Source organism: Caulobacter sp. HMWF025 (assembly GCF_003060965.1).
GTDB lineage: Bacteria > Pseudomonadota > Alphaproteobacteria > Caulobacterales > Caulobacteraceae > Caulobacter.
This window is the reverse complement of record NZ_QAII01000068.1, coordinates 1-21,605: the sequence shown is the minus strand read 5'-3', so window position 1 is coordinate 21,605 and position 21,605 is coordinate 1. Positions and strand designations below refer to the sequence as shown.

General features: G+C 65.5%; 23 protein-coding genes and 1 pseudogene. 20 read left to right on the top strand and 4 right to left on the bottom strand.

Annotated features, from left to right (window positions below):
- The first annotated feature begins 239 nt into the window (after window positions 1-239).
- From secY to DBR10_RS08435, 7 genes are all read left to right on the top strand, one after another.
- The gene (gene secY, locus DBR10_RS08465) at window positions 240-1,595 is read left to right on the top strand and encodes a preprotein translocase subunit SecY (RefSeq protein WP_108505882.1); all 1,356 of its coding nucleotides are present in this window, start codon (window positions 240-242) and stop codon (window positions 1,593-1,595) included.
- 124 nt (window positions 1,596-1,719) lie between these two features.
- Window positions 1,720-2,289 carry an adenylate kinase gene (locus tag DBR10_RS08460; RefSeq protein WP_108505883.1) on the top strand — a complete coding sequence of 190 codons (570 nt, stop codon included), beginning with the start codon at window positions 1,720-1,722 and terminating at the stop codon, window positions 2,287-2,289.
- Window positions 2,290-2,462: 173 nt separating this feature from the next.
- A complete protein-coding gene (rpsM, locus tag DBR10_RS08455; RefSeq protein WP_062145564.1) occupies window positions 2,463-2,831 on the top strand; it encodes a 30S ribosomal protein S13 in 369 nt (122 codons plus the stop codon).
- Window positions 2,832-2,843: 12 nt separating this feature from the next.
- The gene (gene rpsK, locus DBR10_RS08450) at window positions 2,844-3,233 is read left to right on the top strand and encodes a 30S ribosomal protein S11 (protein WP_004616890.1); all 390 of its coding nucleotides are present in this window, start codon (window positions 2,844-2,846) and stop codon (window positions 3,231-3,233) included.
- 75 nt (window positions 3,234-3,308) lie between these two features.
- On the top strand, window positions 3,309-4,325 hold the full coding sequence (locus tag DBR10_RS08445) for a DNA-directed RNA polymerase subunit alpha (protein ID WP_108490689.1): 1,017 nt from the start codon (window positions 3,309-3,311) through the stop codon (window positions 4,323-4,325).
- 190 nt (window positions 4,326-4,515) lie between these two features.
- On the top strand, window positions 4,516-4,929 hold the full coding sequence (gene rplQ / locus DBR10_RS08440) for a 50S ribosomal protein L17 (RefSeq protein ID WP_062145570.1): 414 nt from the start codon (window positions 4,516-4,518) through the stop codon (window positions 4,927-4,929).
- A gap of 126 nt (window positions 4,930-5,055) precedes the next feature.
- The gene (locus DBR10_RS08435) at window positions 5,056-5,475 is read left to right on the top strand and encodes a hypothetical protein (RefSeq protein ID WP_108505884.1); all 420 of its coding nucleotides are present in this window, start codon (window positions 5,056-5,058) and stop codon (window positions 5,473-5,475) included.
- 30 nt (window positions 5,476-5,505) lie between these two features.
- Here DBR10_RS08435 and DBR10_RS08430 read toward each other — a convergent pair whose 3' ends face one another.
- From DBR10_RS08430 to DBR10_RS08420, 3 genes are read right to left on the bottom strand one after another with little or no spacing between them, the layout of a single operon-like run.
- Window positions 5,506-6,201: a hypothetical protein gene (locus tag DBR10_RS08430; RefSeq protein ID WP_108490208.1), complete on the bottom strand. Its 696-nt coding sequence runs from the start codon at window positions 6,199-6,201 to the stop codon at window positions 5,506-5,508.
- 8 nt (window positions 6,202-6,209) lie between these two features.
- Complete coding sequence (locus DBR10_RS08425; RefSeq protein WP_108505885.1) at window positions 6,210-7,034, bottom strand: ABC transporter permease; 825 nt, start codon at window positions 7,032-7,034, stop codon at window positions 6,210-6,212.
- Window positions 7,034-7,927: an ABC transporter ATP-binding protein gene (locus tag DBR10_RS08420; protein WP_108490101.1), complete on the bottom strand. Its 894-nt coding sequence runs from the start codon at window positions 7,925-7,927 to the stop codon at window positions 7,034-7,036. The genes DBR10_RS08425 and DBR10_RS08420 overlap by 1 nt, the downstream gene beginning before the upstream one ends.
- A 157-nt stretch (window positions 7,928-8,084) precedes the next feature.
- Here DBR10_RS08420 and DBR10_RS08415 point away from each other — a divergent pair, with 157 nt between their 5' ends.
- From DBR10_RS08415 to DBR10_RS08375, 8 genes are all read left to right on the top strand, one after another.
- Entirely contained in the window at window positions 8,085-9,329 is a 1,245-nt protein-coding gene (locus DBR10_RS08415) for an alkaline phosphatase family protein (protein ID WP_108505886.1), read from the top strand.
- Window positions 9,330-9,424: 95 nt separating this feature from the next.
- On the top strand, window positions 9,425-9,883 hold the full coding sequence (locus DBR10_RS08410; protein ID WP_108505887.1) for a VOC family protein: 459 nt from the start codon (window positions 9,425-9,427) through the stop codon (window positions 9,881-9,883).
- Window positions 9,880-10,218, top strand: a complete 339-nt coding sequence (locus DBR10_RS08405; protein ID WP_108505888.1) for an MmcQ/YjbR family DNA-binding protein — start codon at window positions 9,880-9,882, stop codon at window positions 10,216-10,218. The genes DBR10_RS08410 and DBR10_RS08405 overlap by 4 nt, the downstream gene beginning before the upstream one ends.
- A gap of 214 nt (window positions 10,219-10,432) precedes the next feature.
- Window positions 10,433-11,680, top strand: a complete 1,248-nt coding sequence (locus DBR10_RS08395) for a TCR/Tet family MFS transporter (protein WP_108505889.1) — start codon at window positions 10,433-10,435, stop codon at window positions 11,678-11,680.
- Window positions 11,681-11,764: 84 nt separating this feature from the next.
- A complete protein-coding gene (locus tag DBR10_RS08390; RefSeq protein ID WP_108556260.1) occupies window positions 11,765-13,189 on the top strand; it encodes a Do family serine endopeptidase in 1,425 nt (474 codons plus the stop codon).
- A 65-nt stretch (window positions 13,190-13,254) separates the two neighbouring features.
- Window positions 13,255-14,556 (top strand): replication-associated recombination protein A, encoded by a 1,302-nt coding sequence (locus DBR10_RS08385; RefSeq protein WP_108505890.1) that lies wholly within the window; start codon window positions 13,255-13,257, stop codon window positions 14,554-14,556.
- The gene (locus tag DBR10_RS08380; protein ID WP_108505891.1) at window positions 14,553-15,359 is read left to right on the top strand and encodes an RluA family pseudouridine synthase; all 807 of its coding nucleotides are present in this window, start codon (window positions 14,553-14,555) and stop codon (window positions 15,357-15,359) included. The genes DBR10_RS08385 and DBR10_RS08380 overlap by 4 nt, the downstream gene beginning before the upstream one ends.
- A gap of 18 nt (window positions 15,360-15,377) precedes the next feature.
- Window positions 15,378-15,827, top strand: coding sequence for a CC0125/CC1285 family lipoprotein (locus DBR10_RS08375; protein ID WP_108505892.1), 450 nt, complete (start codon window positions 15,378-15,380; stop codon window positions 15,825-15,827).
- Between the two features lie 3 nt (window positions 15,828-15,830).
- Here DBR10_RS08375 and DBR10_RS08370 read toward each other — a convergent pair whose 3' ends face one another.
- Window positions 15,831-17,063 carry a hypothetical protein gene (locus DBR10_RS08370; protein WP_108505893.1) on the bottom strand — a complete coding sequence of 411 codons (1,233 nt, stop codon included), beginning with the start codon at window positions 17,061-17,063 and terminating at the stop codon, window positions 15,831-15,833.
- 246 nt (window positions 17,064-17,309) lie between these two features.
- Between DBR10_RS08370 and crcB the strand changes: the two genes are divergently transcribed.
- From crcB to DBR10_RS08345, 5 genes and pseudogenes are all read left to right on the top strand, one after another.
- Window positions 17,310-17,696, top strand: a complete 387-nt coding sequence (gene crcB, locus DBR10_RS08365; protein WP_108489603.1) for a fluoride efflux transporter CrcB — start codon at window positions 17,310-17,312, stop codon at window positions 17,694-17,696.
- A complete protein-coding gene (locus DBR10_RS08360) occupies window positions 17,693-18,682 on the top strand; it encodes an RluA family pseudouridine synthase (protein WP_108489602.1) in 990 nt (329 codons plus the stop codon). The genes crcB and DBR10_RS08360 overlap by 4 nt, the downstream gene beginning before the upstream one ends.
- Window positions 18,679-20,172 carry a putative 2OG-Fe(II) oxygenase gene (locus DBR10_RS08355; RefSeq protein ID WP_108505894.1) on the top strand — a complete coding sequence of 498 codons (1,494 nt, stop codon included), beginning with the start codon at window positions 18,679-18,681 and terminating at the stop codon, window positions 20,170-20,172. The genes DBR10_RS08360 and DBR10_RS08355 overlap by 4 nt, the downstream gene beginning before the upstream one ends.
- Before the next feature lie 152 nt (window positions 20,173-20,324).
- Entirely contained in the window at window positions 20,325-21,050 is a 726-nt protein-coding gene (locus tag DBR10_RS08350; protein WP_108505895.1) for an ATP12 family chaperone protein, read from the top strand.
- Window positions 21,051-21,169: 119 nt separating this feature from the next.
- Window positions 21,170-21,605: pseudogene (locus tag DBR10_RS08345) on the top strand (carboxyl transferase domain-containing protein); the annotation flags it as partial.

Below are 21,605 nucleotides of genomic sequence, written 5' to 3'. Positions count from 1 at the left end.
CAAGCGCTGGCGTTTCCAACGGTCCCGGCTCTCCGCATTCGCTACGGCCGGGATGACAGTTGTTTTTGAGGCTCGCCGTGACATCGCGGCGGGCCTCACCTATTTGTGGCTCCGTACCGGGCCTGCCCTTTTCAAATCCTTTGAAACGGTTAAGCAGGCTCGACATCCAAGTTAGCGCACGAGGGCCGCCCAGGCGGTCTGCACTTCTGTTTTCGTGCGCTTGAGTCGTGGGGATCTGAATGGCCTCGGCCGCCGAACAACTCGCAGCCAATATGAATTTCGCGTCGTTCCAAAAGGCGACCGAACTTCACAAGCGCATCTGGTTCACGATCATCGCCCTGATCGTCTTCCGCCTCGGCACCTATGTGCCGATCCCCGGCATCGATCCGGCCGCCTTCGCCAACGCCTTTGCGGGCCAGTCGAAGGGCATCCTGGGCATGTTCAACATGTTCTCGGGCGGGGCCGTCGAGCGGATGGCGATCTTCTCGCTGAACGTCATGCCCTATATCAGCGCCTCGATCATCGTGCAGCTGATGGGCTCGGTGTATCCGCCGTGGGAAAAGCTGAAGAAGGAAGGCGGCGAAGCCGGTCGCAAGACCCTGAACCAGTACACCCGCTACCTGGCGGTCGTGCTGGCCGTTGTTCAGTCCTTCTCGATCGCCGTCGGCCTGCAGAGCCAGTCGGGCATCGTCGTTGAGGGCATCGCCCCGGCCTTCTTTATTGCCTCGACGGTTGTGGCGCTGACGGGCGGTACCCTGTTCCTGATGTGGCTGGGTGAGCAGATCACCAGCCGCGGCGTCGGCAACGGCGTTTCGCTGATCATCTTCGCCGGTATTGTCGCGGCCCTGCCGCGCGGCATCGGCCAGCTGCTCGTGCAGTCGCAGACCTCGGGCAACTACACCCCGCTGTTCATGATCGTCATCCTGGCCGTCGCGGCCGTGTGGGCCATTGTGTTCATCGAGCGCTCGCAGCGCCGCCTGCTGGTCCACTATCCCAAGCGCCAGCAGGGCAACCGCATGATCGGTGGCGACACCTCGTTCATGCCGCTGAAGATCAACACGGCCGGTGTCATCCCGCCGATCTTCGCCTCGAGCCTGCTGCTGCTGCCGACGACCGCCATGGGCTTCCTGGCCACCGCGACCCTGCCGGACTGGGCCGCCTGGCTGCCCGGCACCGTCGGCGCTCTGCAGCACGGCAAGCCGGCCTTCATGATCCTCTATGCGGGCCTGATCATCTTCTTCTCGTTCTTCTACACCTCTGTGGTGTTCAATCCCGAGGAGACCGCCGAGAACCTGCGCAAGTATGGCGGCTTCCTGCCCGGCATCCGTCCCGGCAAGCGCACGGCCGAGTATCTTGACTATGTGCTGACCCGCCTGACGGTGATCGGCGCGGCCTACATCACGGCGGTCTGTATCGTGCCGGAACTGATGATGGCGTCTCTGGGGGCCACCCAGTTCGCTCTCGGGGGCACCTCGGTGCTGATCGTGGTGACGGTGACCATGGACACCGTAGCCCAGATCCAGTCCCACCTGCTGGCGCACCAGTATGAGGGTCTGATCAAGAAATCGAAGCTACGCGGCGGTCGCGGCCGCTAGAATCAAAGACTTCAGGAAGCCGGTTTGTCATAAACCGGCTTCCGTTTTTTTTGTCCCCGCTCTAGGTCTGCACGGGGAAGAGACGACCGGGCGAAGACCCGGCATCGCGCGAAGAGGGGCACTGATGAACTTGATCCTGTTCGGACCGCCGGCGGCGGGGAAGGGGACCCAGGCCAAGAGGCTCGTCACCGAGCGCGGCATGGTCCAGCTTTCGACCGGTGACATGCTGCGGGCGGCCATCGCTTCGGGCTCGGAGCTGGGGCAACGGGTCAAGGGGGTCCTGGATCGGGGCGAGCTGGTCACCGACGAGATCGTCATCGCGCTGATCGAAGACCGCCTGCCCGAGGCCGAGGCGGCCGGTGGTGCCATCTTTGACGGCTTCCCGCGGACGGTGGCCCAGGCCGAGGCTCTCGATCAAATGCTGGCGGCACGCGGTCAGAAGATCGACCTGGTGCTCCGACTCAAGGTAGACGAACCAGCTCTGGTCGAACGGATCTCGAAGCGATTCGCCGAGCAGGGCAGGCCTGACGACAATCCGGAAGTCTTCGTGACCCGTCTGGCCGCCTACAATGCCCAGACCGCGCCTCTGCTGCCCTACTATGAAGGGCAGAAGAAGTTGGTCGAGCTGGATGGCATGGCGTCCGTGGAAACGGTCGCGGCCTCTATCGACGGGGCGCTCTCGGGCGTCGCATGAGACATTTTCAATTCGTTGACTTTCAGCGGATTCAACCATTGACGGCGGCGCAACGATCCCTATAACGGGGCGCTTCCGCGAAAGGGCGCGATCTGTGCGCGCCGGACTGGGTCGAGAGACCGGGCCGGGCGCGCCGTTCGCGTCTTTAGTGCGTGACTAGGAGAACATTAGACGTGGCCCGTATCGCAGGCGTCAACATCCCGACGAACAAGCGCGTTTTGATCGCGCTTCAGTACATTCATGGCATCGGCCAGAAGTCCGCTCGTGACATCGTCACGAAGGTGGGCATCGACGATACCCGCCGCGTCAACCAGCTGACCGACGCCGAGGTCCTTCAGATCCGTGAAACGATCGACAAGGACTTCACCGTCGAAGGCGACCTGCGCCGCGAAAACTCGATGAACATCAAGCGTCTGATGGACCTGGCCTGCTATCGCGGCCTGCGTCACCGTAAGGGCCTCCCGGTCCGCGGTCAGCGCACGCACACGAACGCTCGCACCCGCAAGGGTCCGGCCAAGCCGATCGCCGGCAAGAAGAAATAAGGTAGCCTGACGATGGCCAAGGAACCGGGTCGCGTTAAAAAGCGCGAACGCAAGAACATCACCTCGGGCGTGGCGCACGTGAACGCCTCGTTCAACAACACCATGATCACCATCACCGACGCCCAGGGGAACACGATTTCCTGGTCCAGCGCCGGCATGATGGGCTTCAAGGGCTCGCGCAAGTCGACCCCGTACGCCGCTCAAATGGCTGCGGAAGACGCGGGCAAGAAGGCTGCCGAGCACGGCGTGAAGACCCTCGAGGTCAACGTGTCGGGCCCCGGTTCGGGCCGTGAGTCGGCCCTGCGTGCCCTTCAGGCTGCAGGCATGACCATCACGACGATCCGCGACGTCACGCCGATTCCGCACAACGGCTGCCGTCCGCCCAAGCGTCGTCGCGTCTAGTACTTTTTAGACCCAATTCTCCATCGCCGGCTGCGAGATTCGCGGCCGGCGAGCCGCGTTCAAGGGATCGACCACGTGATCGAAAGAAACTGGAACGAGCTGATCCGTCCTGAGAAGCCGCAAATCGAGACTGGCGCCGACGCGACCCGCAAGGCGCGGATCGTGGCTGAGCCTCTCGAGCGCGGTTTCGGTGTGACGCTCGGCAACGCTCTCCGCCGTGTCCTGCTCTCCTCTCTGCAGGGGGCCGCTGTCACCGCCATCCAGATTGATGGCGTCGTGCACGAATTCTCCTCGCTCGAAGGCGTCCGCGAAGACGTCGTCGACATCGTTCTGAACATCAAGCAACTGGCCGTGCGCATGCACGCCGAGGGCCCGAAGCGCATGACGCTCCGCGCCACCGGCCCCGGCCCGGTGACCGCTGGCCAGATCGAAACGCCTTCGGACATCGAGATCCTGAACCCCGACCACGTGCTCTGCACGCTGGACGACGGCGCCACCGTGCGCATGGAGTTCACGGTCAACACCGGCAAGGGCTATGTCCCGGCCGACCGTAACCGTCCGGAAGACGCTCCGATCGGCCTGATCGCCGTCGACGCCCTGTACTCGCCGGTCAAGCGCGTCGCCTATCGTGTCGAGCCGACCCGTCAGGGCCAGTCGCTGGACTATGACAAGCTGATCCTGGAAGTCGAAACCAACGGCGCCGTCACTCCGGTGGACGCCGTGGCCTACGCCGCCCGGATCCTGCAAGACCAACTGCAGATCTTCATTACCTTCGAAGAGCCCAAGGCCAAGTCGGCCGACGAGGCCAAGCCTGAGCTGCCGTTCAACCCGGCTCTGCTGAAGAAGGTCGATGAGCTGGAACTGTCGGTTCGTTCGGCCAACTGCCTGAAGAACGACAACATCGTCTATATCGGCGATCTGATCCAGAAGACCGAAGCCGAGATGCTGCGCACGCCGAACTTCGGCCGCAAGTCCTTGAACGAAATCAAGGAAGTGCTGGCTGGCATGGCTCTGCACCTGGGCATGGACGTGCCGAACTGGCCGCCCGAAAACATCGAAGACCTGGCCAAGAAGTTCGAAGACCAGATCTAAGACTAGCGTATCGTGCTCGATCCGGGCCGCTCGCCACCCTTCGGGGGCGGCTGGCGGCCTGGGCCTTTTGAAGCCGCTTTGCGGTGGAGGGCCCCGGCGCTTCGTTCTGACCCGGCCGGGAACAGGCTGGGATGGGTGACAATCAGCGCTAGATCGCGCCACTGCGGGCCAAGGCCCAGGAGAGACTAAAATGCGTCACGGTAAGGCTCACCGTAAACTCGGTCGTACCTCGGCTCACCGCACCGCCATGTTCGCCAACATGTCGGCCTCGCTGATCAAGCACGAGCAGATCGTCACCACCCTGCCCAAGGCCAAGGAACTGCGTCCCTTCGTCGAAAAGCTGGTCACCCTGGCCAAGCGCGGCGACCTGCACGCCCGTCGTCAGGCCATCTCGACCGTCCGTGACGTCGAGCAGGTCGGCAAGCTGTTCGCCACCATCGGCCCGCGCTACAAGGACCGTCAGGGTGGCTACATCCGCGTCCTGAAGGCCGGCTTCCGCTACGGCGACAACGCGCCGCTGGCCGTGATCGAGTTCGTTGACCGCGATGTCTCGGCCAAGGGCAAGGACTCGGGCCCGGACTATTCGGCCCAGGCCGAAGACTAGATTTCAGCCCAGGCTGATTGGAAAAGGCCCCGGATCGCTCCGGGGCCTTTTTTGGTTCTGGCCCGGGATTGGACAGGCCCGGTCACCTGTCGCACACTCGGCTATCGGGTGCGGGGGGGCGCTGAGATGATCCTGAAAGCTGTTCTGGCAGTGCTGGCTGCGGTTCTGGCCAACGTCCTGATCGTAACTCTGAGTGAGAGGGGGCTAACGGCGCTCTTTCCGCCCGCCCCGGGTCTTGATCTGAATGATCCGGCGCAGCTGAAGGCCTTTGCTCAGTCCATGCCGGTCGGAGCCCTGGCGACCCTGCTGGCGGGATGGAGCGCCGGAGCCTTCGGGAGCGCCCTGGCGGGCTATCTAGTCGCCCGCAGGACCTGGGCCGCCTGGGTTGGCCCGATGTTCAACCTGCTGGGCGTGGTCATGAGCATTACCATGATCCCGCATCCGCTCTGGGTGGCGGTGATCGGCCTGATCATGCCCTTCGTGTCAGGCTGGTCCGTCCCGCGTCTTCTGGCCAGGAAGGCGGAGGGGCCTGAGGTCCAGGTCTAGCCTGGCTGGAACGGCCGTGGCGCGTCAGGATCATTTCAGGGTCGGATCGTAGGCCTCCATCGGCGGCAGGTTCAGGCGCAGCCTTTCCGTCGCAAAGGCGTCCACGGAAAAGGGACCTCGGACGGCCCGGGACGGAAACGGCCCGCCGTCGTCAATTCTGCGGTCGATGTAGAAGTATTCGGTCCGCAGCTTGTCGATCTCGCCGGTGTCGGGGTTCTGCGGGTGCCGTGCCGCGACGACATAGTGCTTGTCGGCCCCCCAGGTGAAGACGACGCCAGGGATGCGTTCTAGGCAGTCGGTTCGCTGGTCGTAGCAGATATGCGTGGACGCCGGACCGTCGGGAGCCGCCAGTCGATAGGGGCCCTGGATCTCGCTATAGAGGGCCGGGTCATAGGCCCATGCCTGGCCGTAGCGGCGGAACCTGATGTCCTGGGCTTTCCAGAGTGATGTCTCGCGCTCCATGGTGATCGTGCGGCACACGAAGACGTCCTTCTGGGAGGTCGCTGAGCAGCGCGCGGGTCGCCGCGCGAAGGGACCCGGCAGCGTGAGCGGGCTGTCGATCCCCATTTCCCCGAGCCGCTTCTCTTCCAGCCAGACCGCGTCCCAGTAGATCTTGTCCTGCGCTTGCGCGGACAGCACGATGGCTTCTGAAGAGACGCAGCCCGATAGGGTCAGACACAGCGCGGCGCATTCGGCGAGGTGGGTGGAAGGGAGGCCCTTCTTCATAGTCCGCGCTACTCCCGCGTCAGGTCCTGGCGCTGGAACAGTAGGATCGCACCGCCCGCCAGGGCCGCGGCCCAGGCCAGCAGCACCAGCAGGGCCACGCCGACCGGGCCGGTCTCGAGCCCGGCGTGGTTGGGGGCCGCGAGGAAGCCGCGCAGCAGGTCGGCGCTGTAGGCGGGAATGGCCAGGGTCTTCCAGGTCGGTTCCGGAGCCATGGCCCCGAGGCCGGCCGCCAGGATGGTCTGGACGAACCGCACCACGACCACGGCCACCACCGCGCCCATCGGCGAGCGGGCGATCACGGCGATGACGGCGGCCAGCGACGCCAGGGTCATGGCCTCCAGCCAGGTCACGGCAAAGACGCCGGCGATCTGGCCCAGGCCGGCACCGCTCCCCGATACGACCAGGGTCTTGCCGGCGATCGACGCGCCGATCACGCCGGCCAGCAGGGTCAGGCCGACGGTCAGGACGAGGTTCCACAGGATGGCTTCCCCGACCACGACCAGCTTGGCCCCCAAAAGGTGAGGGCGGCTGTTGCGCGGCGTCAGCAGACGCCAGGTCTCCCAGCGATAGTCGCCGGCCAGTACGGCGGCGGCACCGATCGCCAGGAACAGGGCCGGAAACACCGAGGCCCCGCTGCCCAGGGCCTTCAGCACCTGTCCGACCAGATCCAGCGGCATGCCGGTCAGCGGCTTCTTGGCCAGCTGACGCAGGAAGATGTCGCCCGCAATGCTGAGGAAAAAGCCCACCAGGGGCGCGAAGATGAAACCCCAGAACAGGGTCGAGCGGTCGCGAAGGAGCCGGAAGCGTTCGGCGGCGATGGCATTGGCGAACATCAGGCCGCTCCCGAGCTCTTGAGGGTTTGCAGATAGACGCCTTCGAGATCGGCCTCGCGCCAGCGGGCCTCGGTGATCTCGACGCCGGCATTGACCAGGGCCCTGATCAGGGCCGGGGCTTCGCTGCGGGAAATGTCGGCCAGAACCGCGTCAGGCCCGTCAGCCGCCCCTTTCTCGCCCAGCACGGCCAGGACCTGCTCGACGGGGGAGGCGACCAGACGCAGGCGGACCTGGCTGGCCGTCAGGGCGTCGACCGCACCCTCGGTGACGACCTTGCCCTTGCTGAGGATGGCCACCCGGTCGCAGACCCGCCGCACTTCGTCCAGCTGGTGGCTGGCCAGGATGACGGTGACGCCCTCTTTCCGGGCCAGGTCGACGACCAGGGCGCGGATCTCCTGGATGCCGGCCGGGTCCATGCCGCTGGTCGGCTCGTCGAGGATCACCAGCTCCGGGCGGGTGAAGAACGCGGCCGCCAGGCCGAGGCGCTGCTTCATGCCGACCGAAAAGCCGTTGGTCGCGCGATCGGCCGCGCCGCCCAGACCCACACGGTCCAGCCAGCCGCTGATATCGGCATCGCGGGTGCCGCTCTCGAGGGCCAGCATCGACAGGGTGTCGCGGGCGGTCAGATAGGGTGGATAGCGCGGGGTCTCGATCATCGCGCCGACCTTGCGCAGCGAGGTCATGTCTCCGGCCGGAGCCCCGAACAGGGAGGCCGAGCCGCTGGTCGGGCGCACCAGGCCGAGCGCGATCCGGAATAGCGTGCTCTTGCCGGCCCCGTTGGGCCCGAGAACGCCAAACACGCCGCCGGCGGGGATCGAAAGCGAAAAATCGTCCAGCGCCCGGACCGACCCATAGGCCTTGGTCAGGGCGACGGCCTCAAGGGCGATGGTCATGGTCGAAGGTCGTCCTCAGCCGAGAATCTTGCCTGGCGCTGCGACTATGGGGGTGCGGTTTGGGCGCGCCAAGTTAAGACGTCGTCATACGTGTCTGTCACACGGTCGAAACGTCCGTGGGTCAGGCATGGCTGCTAGCCTCGCCTCCGGAATCGCCATGTCAAACCTGCTCCGCTTTACCGCCCTGTGCCTGGCGCTTGCCCTGTCGGCCTGCGCCTCGCTGGAGCCCGCGCGATCCCCGGCCAGCCGCCTGACGATCCTGGTGTCGATCGACGGCTTCCGGGCCGACTATCTGGATCGCGGCGACACGCCGGTGATGAGCGGACTGGCGGCCGATGGTGCGCGGGCGGCCATGCGCCCTTCGTTCCCCAGCCTGACCTTTCCCAACCACTACACGCTGATCACCGGCCGGCGTCCCGACTCCAACGGCATCGTCAACAACGTCATGGAAGACCCCGACATGCCGGGGGTGCGGTTCTCGATGAGCAATGCCGAGGCGGTCAATGACGGTCGCTGGTGGGATGAGGCTCCGCCGTTCTGGGTGACCGCCGAGCAGCAGGGCAAGCGGGCTGGGGCGATGTTCTGGCCGGGCTCCCAGGCCGAGATCGACAGAGTGCGTCCGTCCCGCTGGTCGGTGTTCGATCAGGCCATGCCGTCGACCCAGCGCGTCGACACCCTGCTGTCCTGGCTGGACGATCCCAAGGGGCCGGAGCTGAACTTCGCCACCCTGTATTTCGATATCGTCGATACCGAAGGCCACCACTATGGCCCCGGCTCGCCGCAGGTTCGGGGGGCAGCCACCGAGGTCGACCAGGCGATCGGACGGCTGGTCGAGGGGCTGAAGGCCCGCGGGCGCTTCGAAACGACCAACATTGTCATCGTCGCCGATCACGGCATGGCCCCGGTGCCGGTCAGCCAGCGCTGGCCTCTGGATGATGTGCTGGACCTGTCCAGGGTGAAGCTGGTGACCGCAGGTGCCGTTGTCGGCCTCAACCCCAAGCCGGGCGAAGAGGCTTATGTGGAGGCCGCGCTGCTGAAAAAGCCACTTCCGCACCTGACCTGCTGGCGAAAGGGCGAGATCCCCGCGCGTTTCCACTACGGTCGCAATCCGCGTGTTCCGGCGATCGTCTGCCTTTCAGAGACCGGCTGGTACGTTACGACACGGGCCGCGATGCAGAAGCCCGGCAAGTGGGACCAGATGGACGGCGGACAGCATGGCTTCGATCCGGCCGACCCGGCCATGAGGGCGGTGTTCGTGGCCCATGGCCCGTCGATCCGGCCCGGCGTGGTCCTGCCGGTCTTCGACAATGTCGACGTCTATTCACTGCTGGCCCGGCTGACCGGCGTGAAGCCGGAGCCCAACGACGGCAGCCTGAGGGTCGTCGGCGCCGCCTTGCGCTGAACCGCGCGATGGCGCGACCTTCTCCGCGAGGGTCCTTGCGGACATCGTTTTGATACGCGTTAAATGCTGACGATTTCCAGAAGGGAAGCATCGGCATGAGCGACTGGCGTCCCCATCTCACCCCGGCGCTTTGCTACCGCGATCCCAGGGCTGCGCTGGACTGGCTGGAGAAGGCCTTCGGCTTCGAGCTGGTCTTCCAGGTCGAGGGCGCTGATGGAAGCATCGGTCACGCGGAAATGCGCTTCGGCAATGCCTGCGTCATGGTCGGCGGCGAGTGGAGCGAAGACCACAAGAGCCCTGCTTCGCTGGGCGGCAAGAACACCCAGACGGTCCATATCAGCCTGAGCGAGGGGGATCTGGACGCCCATTGCGAGCGGGCCAGAGCGGCCGGGGCGGTGATCATCGTAGAGCCCGCAAACCAGTTTTACGGCGACCGGACCTATCGGTGCAAAGATCCGGAAGGTCACATCTGGACAGTCTCCCGGCCGGTCGAGGCGTTATCGATCGAGGAGATGGAACGCCGCAGCGGCCTGAAGATCGACAGCCGTCTGTGACCGAAGGCGACTTCCGACGCATCGCCCTGTCGCTACCCGGTTCGATTGAACAGTCGCACTTCGGCACGGTCGATTTTCGCGCGGGGCGGATTTTCGCGACGCTGGGCTACCCCGATGCGGCCTTCGGCATGGTCAAGCTGACACCGGATCATCAGGCGATGCTGGTGGCTGCAGAGCCTGCAATCTTCGAGCCGGTGAAGGGCGGCTGGGGCCTCAAGGGGGCGACCCTGCTGCGGCTGGAAGCCTGCGACCTCGCCACGGCGACGGGGGCCCTGACCGTAGCCTGGCGCGGTGTGGCGGCCAAGGGGCTGCAGAAAGCCTTTGATGCCCGATGATGGCTTCGCTGGATCTTACCCTGGCGGCTCTTGCGGATCCGCACCGTAGCCAGGGGGTGGTTCGGCGCCCGGTGCTTGAGGCCCATGTCGCGCGGCACACCTTTCCGGATGGTCTGTTTCTGGGCCGACATGGCGAATGGTGGCAGGGCCTGCTGGCGAGCCTTGCAGCGGCCGCAGCCTCGGGCCAACAAGGGCGAGCCGGGGAGGGCGACTCATGACTCAGGCCATTACTGGAACGCGAAGGCAGGCCGCTCTGGGCTTCATCTTCGTCACGGCCGTCATGGACGTGCTGTCACTCGGGGTCATGATCCCCGTGCTGCCGGAGCTCGTGAAGCGGTTCAACGGCGGTGATACGGCGGCGGCCGCTGACTGGAACGTGCTGTTTGCCACCACCTGGGGCCTGATGCAGTTCGTCTGCTCGCCGGTGCTGGGCCTGCTCTCTGACCGGTTTGGACGACGCCCGGTGATCCTGACCTCGATCTTCGGTCTCGGGATCGACTTCCTGTTCATGGCCATGGCCCCCAATCTCTGGTGGCTCTTCCTTGGGCGAATTCTGAACGGGATGACGGCGGCCAGTTTTTCGACCGCGGGGGCCTATGTCGCCGACGTCACGACGCCGGAGAACCGCGCCAAGGGCTTTGGCCTGATGGGCGCGGCGTTTGGTGTCGGCTTCACCTTCGGCCCGGCGCTCGGCGGCTTCCTGTGGCAGTTTGACCACCGGCTGCCCTTCCTGGTCTGCGCCGGCCTGGCGCTCTGCAACTGGCTCTATGGCTTCTTTGTCCTGCCCGAGTCGCTCCCGCCCGAGCGCCGGATCAAGACGTTCGACTGGAAGCGCGCCAATCCCGTTGGTTCGCTGAAGCTTCTGACCAGCAAGCCGAACCTGCTCGGTCTGGCCGGGGTCGGGTTCCTGTTCCAGCTGGCGCATAACGTGCTGCCCAGCGTCTTCGTGCTCTACATGGGCTTTCGCTATCACTGGTCTCCGCAACTGATCGGTCTGACCCTGATGGGCAGCGGCATTGCTGGGATCCTCATGCAGGCTTTTGTGGTGGGGCGCGTGGTCAAGGCCGTCGGAGAGCGCGGCGCGCTGCTGATTGGCCTCGCATCGGGCAGCCTCGGCTTTCTGGTCTATGCCCTTGCGCCGACCGGCTGGCTTTACCTGTGCGGCCTGCCGCTGTTTGCGATCTCGGGCCTGATCCAGCCGGGTCTGCAGGGCCTTATGACCCGTCGGGTCGCGCCCCACGAACAGGGGCAGTTGCAGGGAGCCAATTCGGCGATGATGGGGATTGCTTCGATCCTCGGGCCGATCCTGTATCTGACCCCGTTTGCCTGGGCGATCCGCCACGACGCGACCCTGCATCTTCCCGGCCTGCCCATCCTGATCGCGGCGGCCCTGATGATGGGCGGCGCGGCTCTGGCGTTCCGGTTTGCGCATCCTATCTCGCAGGAAGCGCGCCCGGACTGATCCATCGGGACGATCGCGCGGCCATCAATGCGCCCGAAAGCTCGGCTGATGTCGGGCCCTGTTCCTAGGAGACGCCATATCGTCATGCGAGCCCACCGCGTTCTGCTCCCTGCTCTCGTCCTTCTGGCGGCCTGTTCGCCACAGGGGCCGTCCAAGGCCCAGTCGATCCCGGATCTCGCCCAGCCGAACCGTCGCGCGCCGACCGATCCGGCCTCGATGAAGGCCTCCTTCGCGCCTGTTGTGAAGAAGAGCGCGCCCGCCGTAGTGAATGTTGCCAGCCGCAGGGTCGTCCGGCAGCAGGCCCGCGATCCGTTCTGGGACTTTTTCATGGGTGGCGGGGCCGGTGCGCCCCGGGCCCAGGTCCAGGGCTCGCTCGGCTCGGGAGCCATCGTCCGGGCCGATGGGGTGATCATCACCAACCACCACAATATCGACGGCATGAGCGACATCACCGTCCAGCTGGCAGACCGGCGGGAGTTTCCGGCCACGGTCCTGCTGGATGATCCAAGGGCCGATCTGGCGGTGCTGAAGATCGATACGAAGGGCGAGCGGCTTCCCGTCATGGCCATCGATGACCAGGAACCCCTGGAAGTCGGTGATCTGGTTCTGGCGCTCGGCAATCCGTTCGGTGTCGGCCAGACCGTCACCAACGGCATTGTCTCGGCCCTGGCCCGGACGGATGTCGGGGCGGCAGAGTTCGGCAGCTACATTCAGACGGATGCCTCGATCAATCCGGGCAACTCCGGTGGTCCGCTGGTCGACATGGACGGCGACCTGATCGGCATCAACACCTTCATCATCTCGCGCTCAGGCTCCTCCAGCGGTGTCGGTTTCGCCATCCCCGCAGCGGTTGTACGCCAGGTGGTCAATGCCGCCCTCGGTGGCGGCCACAGCGTTGTCCGGCCCTGGCTCGGCGTCAAAGGTCAGCCCGTCACGGGCGATATCGCCAAGAGCCTGGGCATGACGGCCCCGCGCGGTGTGCTGATCGCCCAAGTCTATCCGGGCTCATCAGCGGACAAGGCAGGGTTGAAGGAAAATGACGTCATCCTCTCGATCGACGGCCAGGCCGTGAATGACGAGGGCGGCGGAGCCTTCGCGATCGGGACCCACAAGGTGGGCGACCGGGTCGCCATGGTCGTCCGTAGGGACGACGCCGAGCGGACCCTGACCGTCAAGGCCGAGACCGCGCCTGAGAGTCCGGCCCGTGACGAGCGCGCCCTAACCGGCCGCCATCCGTTTGACGGCGCGACAGTTGTGAACCTTTCGCCGGCCGTGGCCCAGGACCTCGGTGCCGATCCCTTTGCCGGCAAGGGGGTGCTGGTCACCAAGGTGGGGCAGGGCTTTGCGCTCAATGCCGGCCTGCGCCCTGGTGATTTCATTCGCGAGGTCAACGGGCGTTCGATAACGACTGTCGCTGATCTTGCGGGCCTGGCTGCCGCCGGTGGGCGAGCCTGGACCGTGACCATCGAGCGCGGCGGCCAGAGGATCTCGGCCCGCTTCAGCACCTGATGCTGAACGCCGGAGGGGCCGTGAACTTCGTGGCGGTCTCTCCGGCGATCTCGTAAACCTGAGTCATGTCCGATCTCTTTCAGGCCGCCGGCCTCACGCCCCATGCGCCGTCTCCCCTGGCTGAACGCCTGAGGCCGCAGGCCCTCGACCAGGTGGTGGGGCAGGAGCACCTGCTCGGACCCGAAGGCCCCATCGGCCGGATGGCAGCGGCGCATCGCCTGGCATCGATGATCCTGTGGGGCCCGCCCGGGACCGGAAAGACGACCATTGCCCGGCTGCTGGCCAGGGCCGGCGGCTATGAGTTCCAGCAGATTTCGGCGGTGTTCTCAGGGGTCGCTGACCTGAAAAAGGCCTTTGAACAGGCGAGGGGCCGTCGCATGGCGGGGCAAAGCACCCTGCTGTTCGTCGATGAGATCCACCGGTTCAATCGGGCCCAGCAGGATGGCTTCCTGCCGTTCGTGGAGGAGGGGGTCATCACCCTGGTCGGGGCGACCACTGAAAACCCTTCGTTCGAGCTGAACGGCGCCTTGCTGTCGCGCTGCCAGGTCTTTGTGCTCAAGCGCCTCGACGAAGAGGCTCTGGAGGCTCTGCTGGTCAAGGCCGAAGTGGCCGAGGGTCGCAGGCTGCCCCTGGACGCCGAGGCGCGCTTCACCCTGATCGCCATGGCCGACGGGGACGGCCGCTACCTGCTGACCCTGACAGAGACTCTGCTGTCGGTCGGAACCGACACGCCGCTGAATGCCGTGCAGCTGGGCCAGTTCCTGCAGAAGCGCCGGCCCGCTTACGACAAGAACCGCGAGGAGCACTACAATCTGGTCTCGGCCCTGCACAAGTCGGTGCGTGGCAGTGATCCGGACGCCGCGCTTTACTGGCTGGCGCGGATGCTGGAGGGCGGCGAGGATCCGCTGTTCATCGCCCGCCGGCTGGTGCGGATGGCGTCCGAGGACATAGGCGCGGCCGATCCGCTGAGCCTGCTGCTGACCACGGCCGCCAAGGACGCCTTCGACTTCCTGGGCAGCCCGGAGGGCGAGCTGGCCCTGGCCCAGTGCGTGGTCCACATGGCCAGCGCCCCCAAGTCCAACGCCGTCTACACCGCCTTCAAGGCCGCCCGCCGCGCCGCCAAGGAGACCGGCTCCCTGGCCCCGCCGGCCCACATCCTCAACGCCCCGACCAAGCTGATGAAGTCCCTCGGCTATGGCGACGGCTATGCCTATGACCACGACGTCGAGGGCGGCGTCTCGGGCCAGAACTACTTCCCGGACGGCATGGCGCGGCCAAGGTTCTACGAACCGAAGGGCGTCGGGGCCGAGGCCAAGGTGCGGGAACGGCTGGACGCTTGGGGTAAGTTGCGGAGGGACGGGCGGTGAGCGGCCAGAGAATCCGGCGACCACCGGCCCAGCCGAAACCCAAGGCCTCTGACGCGCCCATCGCCTTGACCGAGGACGAGATTGCCCTGGCGCGGTCGTGGGTGATCCATGAGGACGACAGCATCATTGTCCTCAACAAGCCTGCCGGCCTGTCCAGCCAGGGGGGCCGTATTCAGGCCCATACGCTGGACGATCTGCTATGGGCTTTCGCGCGACCGGGTCGGCCAAGGCCACGCCTGATCCATCGGCTGGACCGCGACACCTCGGGCGTCATCCTGACTGCCAAGACCAAACCCGGCGCAGCTTTTCTGGGCAAGGCCCTAATGGGAAAGCGGTTTCGCAAATCTTACAGGGCCATTGTCGCCCCCGGCGCGCCCGAGCCGAAGGGCGGGATGATTGACAGCCCGCTGCGCCGCGAGTCGATCGGCCGGGAGGCCTATATGCGGGTCTGCGCGCCCGACCATCCCGATGCCGAGACGGCGCGTAGTCGCTATCGCACCCTTTCGGCCAACGCGACGGCCGCCCTTGTCGAGCTGTCGCCGGACACCGGCCGCATGCACCAGTTGCGCGTCCATATGGCCTCGATCGGTCGGCCGATCTCGGGCGACAGCCGCTATGGCGGTGCGCTGATGCTGGGCGGGACAACGGTGCCGCGTCTCATGCTGCATGCCGTGCAACTGGTGTTTCCTCACCCTGAAGGCGGCGAGCGGCGGATCATGGCCCCGATGCCTGCCGACATGATCGGGATGCTGGATAAGCTCGGCCTTTCGGTGCCCGAGTTGGGCAATAGCCCGTCTCACTGACCTGGTTTCGGAGCTGCCATGACCCGGCACGCCGTTCTGTTTCTGACCCTTGCGCTACTGTGCGGCTGCAGTTCCGGCCCTATGCTCTACGCGGCGGGCAATTCGGGTCAGGCCGCAGGCTATTCCGAGCTTCGCATCGAGGCGGGACGCTATCGCGTGACCTTTCAGGGCGCGCCCGGTGCGACTGCGGAACAGGTCGCCGACTATGCGCTGCTCCGGGCTGCGGAGCTGGTGGTCCGGGACGGCTATGACTGGTTCCGCATTGCCGAGCGCGGCGACGTGTCCGACGGCGAAGGCCCTGGCGCGTTTCCGCCGGCAAGCGGCTCCCACCGAATTGTCAGAACCCGGCTCAGGATCAGCACGACCCTTGAGGTCGTGTTTGGTCGCGGCATGCTTCCGGCAACAGGTGATGCCTACCCGGCGCGCGCCGTCATCCGGACGCTAGGCAAGGGTCGGGGCAGGGTATGAGCGTCAGGCGACGGCCCTCGTCGCCAGCGGGTAGTGCGCCCGCAGGGCCGCGTGGGTCAGACCGGCTGTCTCGGCTGCGGCGAAGTAGCCTTCCACCGGTAGGCCCTGAAGGCATGTGAACGGGGCGAGACCGCTCGCATCACGTCCAAAATTCATGATGTCCAGGGCAACCTTTTCGGCCGAGCCGATGAGGTCCGAGGCATCAAGCGTCAAGCCGGCCAAGCGGGCGTCCTTCAGTCCCACAAGGGCTTCCTTCTCCGGCGGCACGCGGGCAATTACGCCACGGGTCAGGGCCTTCAGCAGGCCGACGACCTCAAGCAGTCGTCCCGACGGCGTTCCGCGTGTGATGTCGACAAGTTCGATCATCACGCCCCCCCGCAGAAGGGCTAGGGACAGGCCTGGCGTTCCGGTCAGAAGATCGCGGCCGCGCTGGGTGCCGAGTGTACGGAAGGAGGCCGGCAGGATCAGGTCCGGAGTTTCATGGCCCTGGGCTCCGCGGGCGAACAGCGCGCCATATTTCAGCGTTGCCTCGTCGATGTAGGCGATGTCCTTGTCGGGCAGGCGACTGATGGCGCGGGCAGAAGCCTGACGTCCGCTGGCCAGATGGGTTACCACCGGCTCGATACGGATCGCGGTGGTGATGTTCCGGCGCAGGCTGATGACATGTTCAAGCGTGAAGTCGACGCGCAGGGCGGCTCCCCCACCGGTCGTAAAGGCAACGGGCGTGCGTCGGGCCTCGTCACTGGCCTCCACAAGCCGCCGGGCTGGTGAGGTTTCGGAATCTCGACGGGCCCGGGCGGCAAGAACCGTTGCGGCGTCGACCTTACGGCACACCGCTTCACCGTTTTCGACCCCGATGACCGCGCTGATGCCCAGGTGCTTCAGATCGACCTCACCCAGCAGGTGGGAGAGAACGTCCTCGAGAATCCTGACGCTTGTGGCCTGGGCCGCAAGGCCCTGGTCATTGTTCATGGCAATCAGGAATTCGCTGTCTGAAATCCGCGCCCGCATGTCCTGGCGATCCAGGTGCTCGCCCAGCTTTCTTTCAACATAGGTCCAGACATCACCGCGCTTCTGGTCCCACCAGTCGCCAGCCCAGGCCCTGACGGGCTCAACACTGATCACATTTACAGAGCCACGCGCGACCAGATCTGTTCCGGCCAAGCGGTGTATTACCGGGGCGGGCAGAGACAGGCGCGCTGTCGCTTGTTCCTGTTCTGTCGCAGCTTGTGACATTGGGCTCTGTTCGCGGGAGGAGAGGGCAGAATGTTCCCCGGCTCTTAACGGCCCGTTCTGAAAAAGGGTTTCTTCAACATACACTCTAACTCTTGAGACGGACTACGGTTTCCGGCCGATTTACTACGAAGAGACTGGCGCTCCTTGACACAGTTTCGGCGTCCGGGTTGGATCCGGGTTGGCGTTCGGTTCCGGCAAAGTCGCGTATGACTTGGCGTCAGGGCTCGCGCGGCGCATAAGGGCCTCATGAACAGACTGCTTCTTGTAGCCGCCGGCGGCGCTGTCGGCTCGGTTGCTCGCTACGTGGTGGGCGTCCAGACCCTTCGCCTGTTCGGTTCGGCCTGGCCCTATGGCACTCTGACCGTCAATGTTGCCGGTGGGTTTCTGATGGGCATCCTGGCCGCCTGGCTTGCTCAGTCCGCGACAGCCAACCCTGAGCCATGGCGGGTCCTGCTCGGGGTCGGCGTCATGGGGGGCTTCACCACCTTCTCGGCCTTTACGCTGGAGACCGCGCTGATGATTGAAAAGCGCGCCTATGCCCAGGCTTTCACCTATACCGCTGCCAGCGTGCTCTTGGCCCTGGCGGCCCTTTTCGCGGGGATGTTGTTCGCCCGCAGGATATTCGTCGCATGAAAGAAGTACGCACGCTCTATGTGGACGCGGGCGAGGACGGGGTTCGCGTTGACCGCTGGTTCAAGCGCCGCTGGCCCCACCTGAACCACATCCAGCTCAACAAGCTTTTCCGGTCTGGTCAGGTTCGTGTCGATGGGTCACGGGTCAAGGCTGACACCAAGCTGGCCGCCGGTAGTCAAGTCCGCGTTCCGCCTCTCCCGGACGCGCCCGATCCGGACGAGAAGCTGGCCCTGTCCAAGCGGGATATCGCTTTCGCCAAGTCGCTGGTCCTCTATGAGGATGAAGAGGTTCTGGCCCTAAACAAGCCAGCGGGGCTCGCGGTCCAGGGTGGGACCAAGACCACGCACCACATCGACAAGCTCCTCAGTGCATGGGGAGAGGGCGTCAACCGGCCCAAGCTGGTGCACCGGCTGGACCGGGACACGTCGGGCGTGCTGTTGCTGGGCAAGACGCCGAGCGCGGCCGCGCGGCTGTCGGGCTCCTTTGCCAAGCGCAAGGCTCAGAAGACCTACTGGGCCATCGTCGCCGGCAATCCGCACCCGGTTGAGGGTGTGATCGAGCTTCACCTCGCCAAGCGCGGGGTCGGTGATCGTGAACTGGTGGTCCCGGCCGAACCCAAGGACCAGGATGCTCAACCGGCTGAAACGGAATTCGTTTCGATCAGTCGCGCCGGGCCTCGGGTGACCTGGATGGCGCTGCGGCCTCACACCGGTCGGACCCATCAGCTCCGGGCTCACATGAAGGCGATCGGCCACCCGATCCTGGGTGACCCCAAATACAGCGATGACAAGTCACAGCCCTTGTCAGAGGGGTTGAAGCTTCAGCTTCATGCCCGGTCGGTGATGTTGCCCCATCCGTCCGTCGGCATGCTTTATATCGAGGCTCCGTTGAGCCCCGAGATCAAGGCCGGGTTCGCCAAGTTCGGCTTCTCTGAAGACGAGGCCGATCAGGACCCGTTTGCCAGAAGGCAGATCAAGCGGCGATGAGCCAGGACGTCGTCCGGCAGGCCTGGGCGCTGATCGATCAGGGACGTGCGGCTGAATCCGCAGCCCTGACCGACCGTCTTGCGAGCACGCAGGCTGCGGGGATCGGTGTGCTTGTCGTCCATGCGGCGGCGCTCAAGGCGATGGACCGCCATGCCGAGGCCCTGGACTTCAACCGCAGGGCCGTCGCCTTGACGCCCCAGGACCGCATCGTCTGGTACAATCTGGCGGCGACGCTGGGCGACTTGGCGAAGGACCGAGAGGCCGAGGACGCAGCGCGCAAGGCGATGGCCCTCGGGCTGGATGCTCCTGAAGTTTATCTGGTGCTGGGCCGTGCCCTGCAGGGGCTGCGGCGCTATGACGAGGCCGAGGCGGCCTTCTGCGCTGCCATAGAGCGCCGGGATCTTTTCGTAGAGGCGCACCGCAATCTGGCCCAGTTGCGCTGGATGCGCACGGGTCAGCTTGAAGCCGCGCTCGCGGCTCTGGACGCGTCCCTGGCCAGAGACGCTGCTGATGTCGGGCTAAGTGTGCTCCGCAGCGTGGTGCAGGAGTTTGCCGGTGAGAGGTCCGCAGCCTACCAGACCCTGACCGGGGCCTTGCGTCGGAGACCCGCCGACTTGCAACTGTTGCTGGCTGCGGCACATATGGCCGGAGAGGTCGGTGAGGTCGACGCCATGCTGGCTCATGCCCTTGCGGCCGAGCGACTGGCCCCGCAGCATCCGCAGGTGCTGGCCGTCCTGGTGGAAGCCCATCTGGCGCGTAGCGATGGTTCATCTGCCAGTGTCGTGGCCGAGCGGCTCCGATTGACCGCTCCGCTCGACCAGTACGGGTTGGCCCTTCAGTCTACCGCCTGGCGGCTGGCGAAAGACCCGCGAGCTTCGTTGCTTGGCGATTACCCGGATCTGGTGCGGGCCTACATGCTGCCCACTCCGCCCGGCTGGCACAGCCTTGAATCGTTTCTCGACGCCCTACGGAAACGGCTCGCCGAGCGTCATGACTATCGGGCCCATCCCCTGCAGCAGTCGCTGAGAGGCGGGAGTCAGATCCCCTCGCTGCATCAGTCCGACGACCCGCTGTTTCAGGCCTTCTTTGCGCAGGCTGCCACGGTAGTGGCCCAGTACCTGACCGATCTGGGAGCGGGGCAGGACCCGCTCCGTTCGCGCATGACTGGCGGCTATCGCTTCAGCGGCGGCTGGTCTGTGCGCCTACAGCCGAACGGTTTCCACGCCGATCATGTCCATCCGCAGGGGTGGATATCGTCAGCCTTCTATCTCGACCTGCCCAGCGGGGTAGCCGATGCCGAAACGCGGGAGGGCTGGATCCGGTTTGGTCAGCCAGGCTGCATTACAAGCCCCCGACTGGAAGCCGAGCACGAGGTCATGCCCAAGCCTGGTATGCTGGTGCTGTTCCCATCCTATATGTGGCATGGAACCCGTCCGTTTTCGTCGCCGGATCACCGGCTGACGATGGCCTTCGATGTTGTGCCGACCTGAGGCTTCATCCCAGGGCCACGTGGTCTCTCCCGGCATGCGGTCAATGTCGGGAGCCCCGGCTACGGCGGCCGACACTTGCGCTCTGCACCGAGTTTGACCCATCAACGGCCGGGCTGTGAAGTTCGCTCCGCCCGCCTACAGGAACGTCTTGCGTGTCTGAAAAACCCGATCTGCTCCATAAGCCGCATCGCTTTTACAAGGTCGTGACGGTAGAACCAAGGCCGGGCGGCTATGCCGTGCTCCTGGACGGGCGAGCCCCCAAGTCGCCGGCGGGATCGCCCCTGATCATGCCCAGCCAAGCCCTCGCGGAGCTCATTGCCGCCGAATGGGAAGCGCAGGAGACCCTGATCGATTCCTCGGTGATGCCGGCGACGCGACTAGCTTTTACCGCCATTGATCGAATTGCGGTGACCCGCGCCGAGGTGGCCCTCGAGGTTTCGGCCTATGCCGGCTCGGACCTGCTTTGTTACCGCGCCGAGCATCCGACGCCACTGGTCCAGCGTCAGCAGCGCGACTGGCAGCCACTGCTCGACTGGGCGCTGGCAGAGCATGGACTGGCCCTTTCGCCGGTCGACGGCGTCATCCACGCGCCGCAGCCGCCGGCCACGTTGGCAGCTGTTGAGGCGCTTGCCCTGTCGCTCGGCGATTTTGACCTCGCCGGCGTGGCCTACGGGTCCGGTCTGCTGGGTTCAACGGTTCTGGCCCTTGCGCTTCGGGCAGGGCGGATCAGCGGACAGACCGCGCTGGACCTCTCGCGGCTGGAGGAGATTTTTCAGGCCGAATCCTGGGGCCAGGATGCAGAAGCTGTCCACCGTGCGCGTCTTCTGGCGGTTGAGGCCAAGGTTCTCGAGCAGTGGTTCCACGCCTTGCGCGGCTGAACGGGTGCGGGCAACGGGCGAGTGGCCTTCACTTGCCTCCGCGCTCGCACAGCTTTACGCCTCGGAATCCGGGCGGGCGGATAGCCCCCGCCGGTAACGTCCGAGCAGGAGCGTTTTGCGTGCTGACTATCCTCGAAGAACTGGACCGTCGCCGTGAGCAGGCTCGCGCCGGGGGTGGCGAGAAGCGGGTTGCGGCCCAACATGCGAAGGGCAAGCTGACGGCGCGGGAGCGGATCGAGCTTCTGCTGGACGAGGGCTCGTTCGAGGAGTTCGACATGTTCGTCGAGCACCGCTGCGCCGACTTCGGCATGCAGGAGCAGAAGATCCCCGGCGACGGCGTGGTCACCGGCTGGGGCACGATCAACGGCAAGATCGTCTATGTGTTCTCCAAGGACTTCACGGTGTTCGGCGGCTCGCTGTCGGGCGCGCATGCGGCCAAGATCGTCAAGGTGCAGCGCTGGCCATGAAGGTCGGCGCGCCGGTGATCGGCCTGTTCGACGCCGGCGGCGCGCGCATCCAGGAAGGCGTGGATTCGCTGGCCGGCTATGCCGACAT

Excerpts from the sequence above, each read along its gene's own strand:
- secY (WP_108505882.1), top strand. The coding sequence starts at position 240 with ATGGCCTCGGCCGCCGAACAACTCGCAGCCAATATGAATTTCGCGTCG.
- DBR10_RS08460 (WP_108505883.1), top strand. The coding sequence starts at position 1,720 with ATGAACTTGATCCTGTTCGGACCGCCGGCGGCGGGGAAGGGGACCCAG.
- rpsK (WP_004616890.1), top strand. The coding sequence starts at position 2,844 with ATGGCCAAGGAACCGGGTCGCGTTAAAAAGCGCGAACGCAAGAACATC.
- rplQ (WP_062145570.1), top strand. The coding sequence starts at position 4,516 with ATGCGTCACGGTAAGGCTCACCGTAAACTCGGTCGTACCTCGGCTCAC.
- DBR10_RS08435 (WP_108505884.1), top strand. The coding sequence starts at position 5,056 with ATGATCCTGAAAGCTGTTCTGGCAGTGCTGGCTGCGGTTCTGGCCAAC.
- DBR10_RS08430 (WP_108490208.1), bottom strand. The coding sequence starts at position 6,201 with ATGAAGAAGGGCCTCCCTTCCACCCACCTCGCCGAATGCGCCGCGCTG.
- DBR10_RS08425 (WP_108505885.1), bottom strand. The coding sequence starts at position 7,034 with ATGTTCGCCAATGCCATCGCCGCCGAACGCTTCCGGCTCCTTCGCGAC.
- DBR10_RS08420 (WP_108490101.1), bottom strand. The coding sequence starts at position 7,927 with ATGACCATCGCCCTTGAGGCCGTCGCCCTGACCAAGGCCTATGGGTCG.
- DBR10_RS08415 (WP_108505886.1), top strand. The coding sequence starts at position 8,085 with ATGTCAAACCTGCTCCGCTTTACCGCCCTGTGCCTGGCGCTTGCCCTG.
- DBR10_RS08410 (WP_108505887.1), top strand. The coding sequence starts at position 9,425 with ATGAGCGACTGGCGTCCCCATCTCACCCCGGCGCTTTGCTACCGCGAT.
- DBR10_RS08395 (WP_108505889.1), top strand. The coding sequence starts at position 10,433 with ATGACTCAGGCCATTACTGGAACGCGAAGGCAGGCCGCTCTGGGCTTC.
- DBR10_RS08390 (WP_108556260.1), top strand. The coding sequence starts at position 11,765 with ATGCGAGCCCACCGCGTTCTGCTCCCTGCTCTCGTCCTTCTGGCGGCC.
- DBR10_RS08385 (WP_108505890.1), top strand. The coding sequence starts at position 13,255 with ATGTCCGATCTCTTTCAGGCCGCCGGCCTCACGCCCCATGCGCCGTCT.
- DBR10_RS08375 (WP_108505892.1), top strand. The coding sequence starts at position 15,378 with ATGACCCGGCACGCCGTTCTGTTTCTGACCCTTGCGCTACTGTGCGGC.
- DBR10_RS08370 (WP_108505893.1), bottom strand. The coding sequence starts at position 17,063 with ATGTCACAAGCTGCGACAGAACAGGAACAAGCGACAGCGCGCCTGTCT.
- crcB (WP_108489603.1), top strand. The coding sequence starts at position 17,310 with ATGAACAGACTGCTTCTTGTAGCCGCCGGCGGCGCTGTCGGCTCGGTT.
- DBR10_RS08360 (WP_108489602.1), top strand. The coding sequence starts at position 17,693 with ATGAAAGAAGTACGCACGCTCTATGTGGACGCGGGCGAGGACGGGGTT.
- DBR10_RS08355 (WP_108505894.1), top strand. The coding sequence starts at position 18,679 with ATGAGCCAGGACGTCGTCCGGCAGGCCTGGGCGCTGATCGATCAGGGA.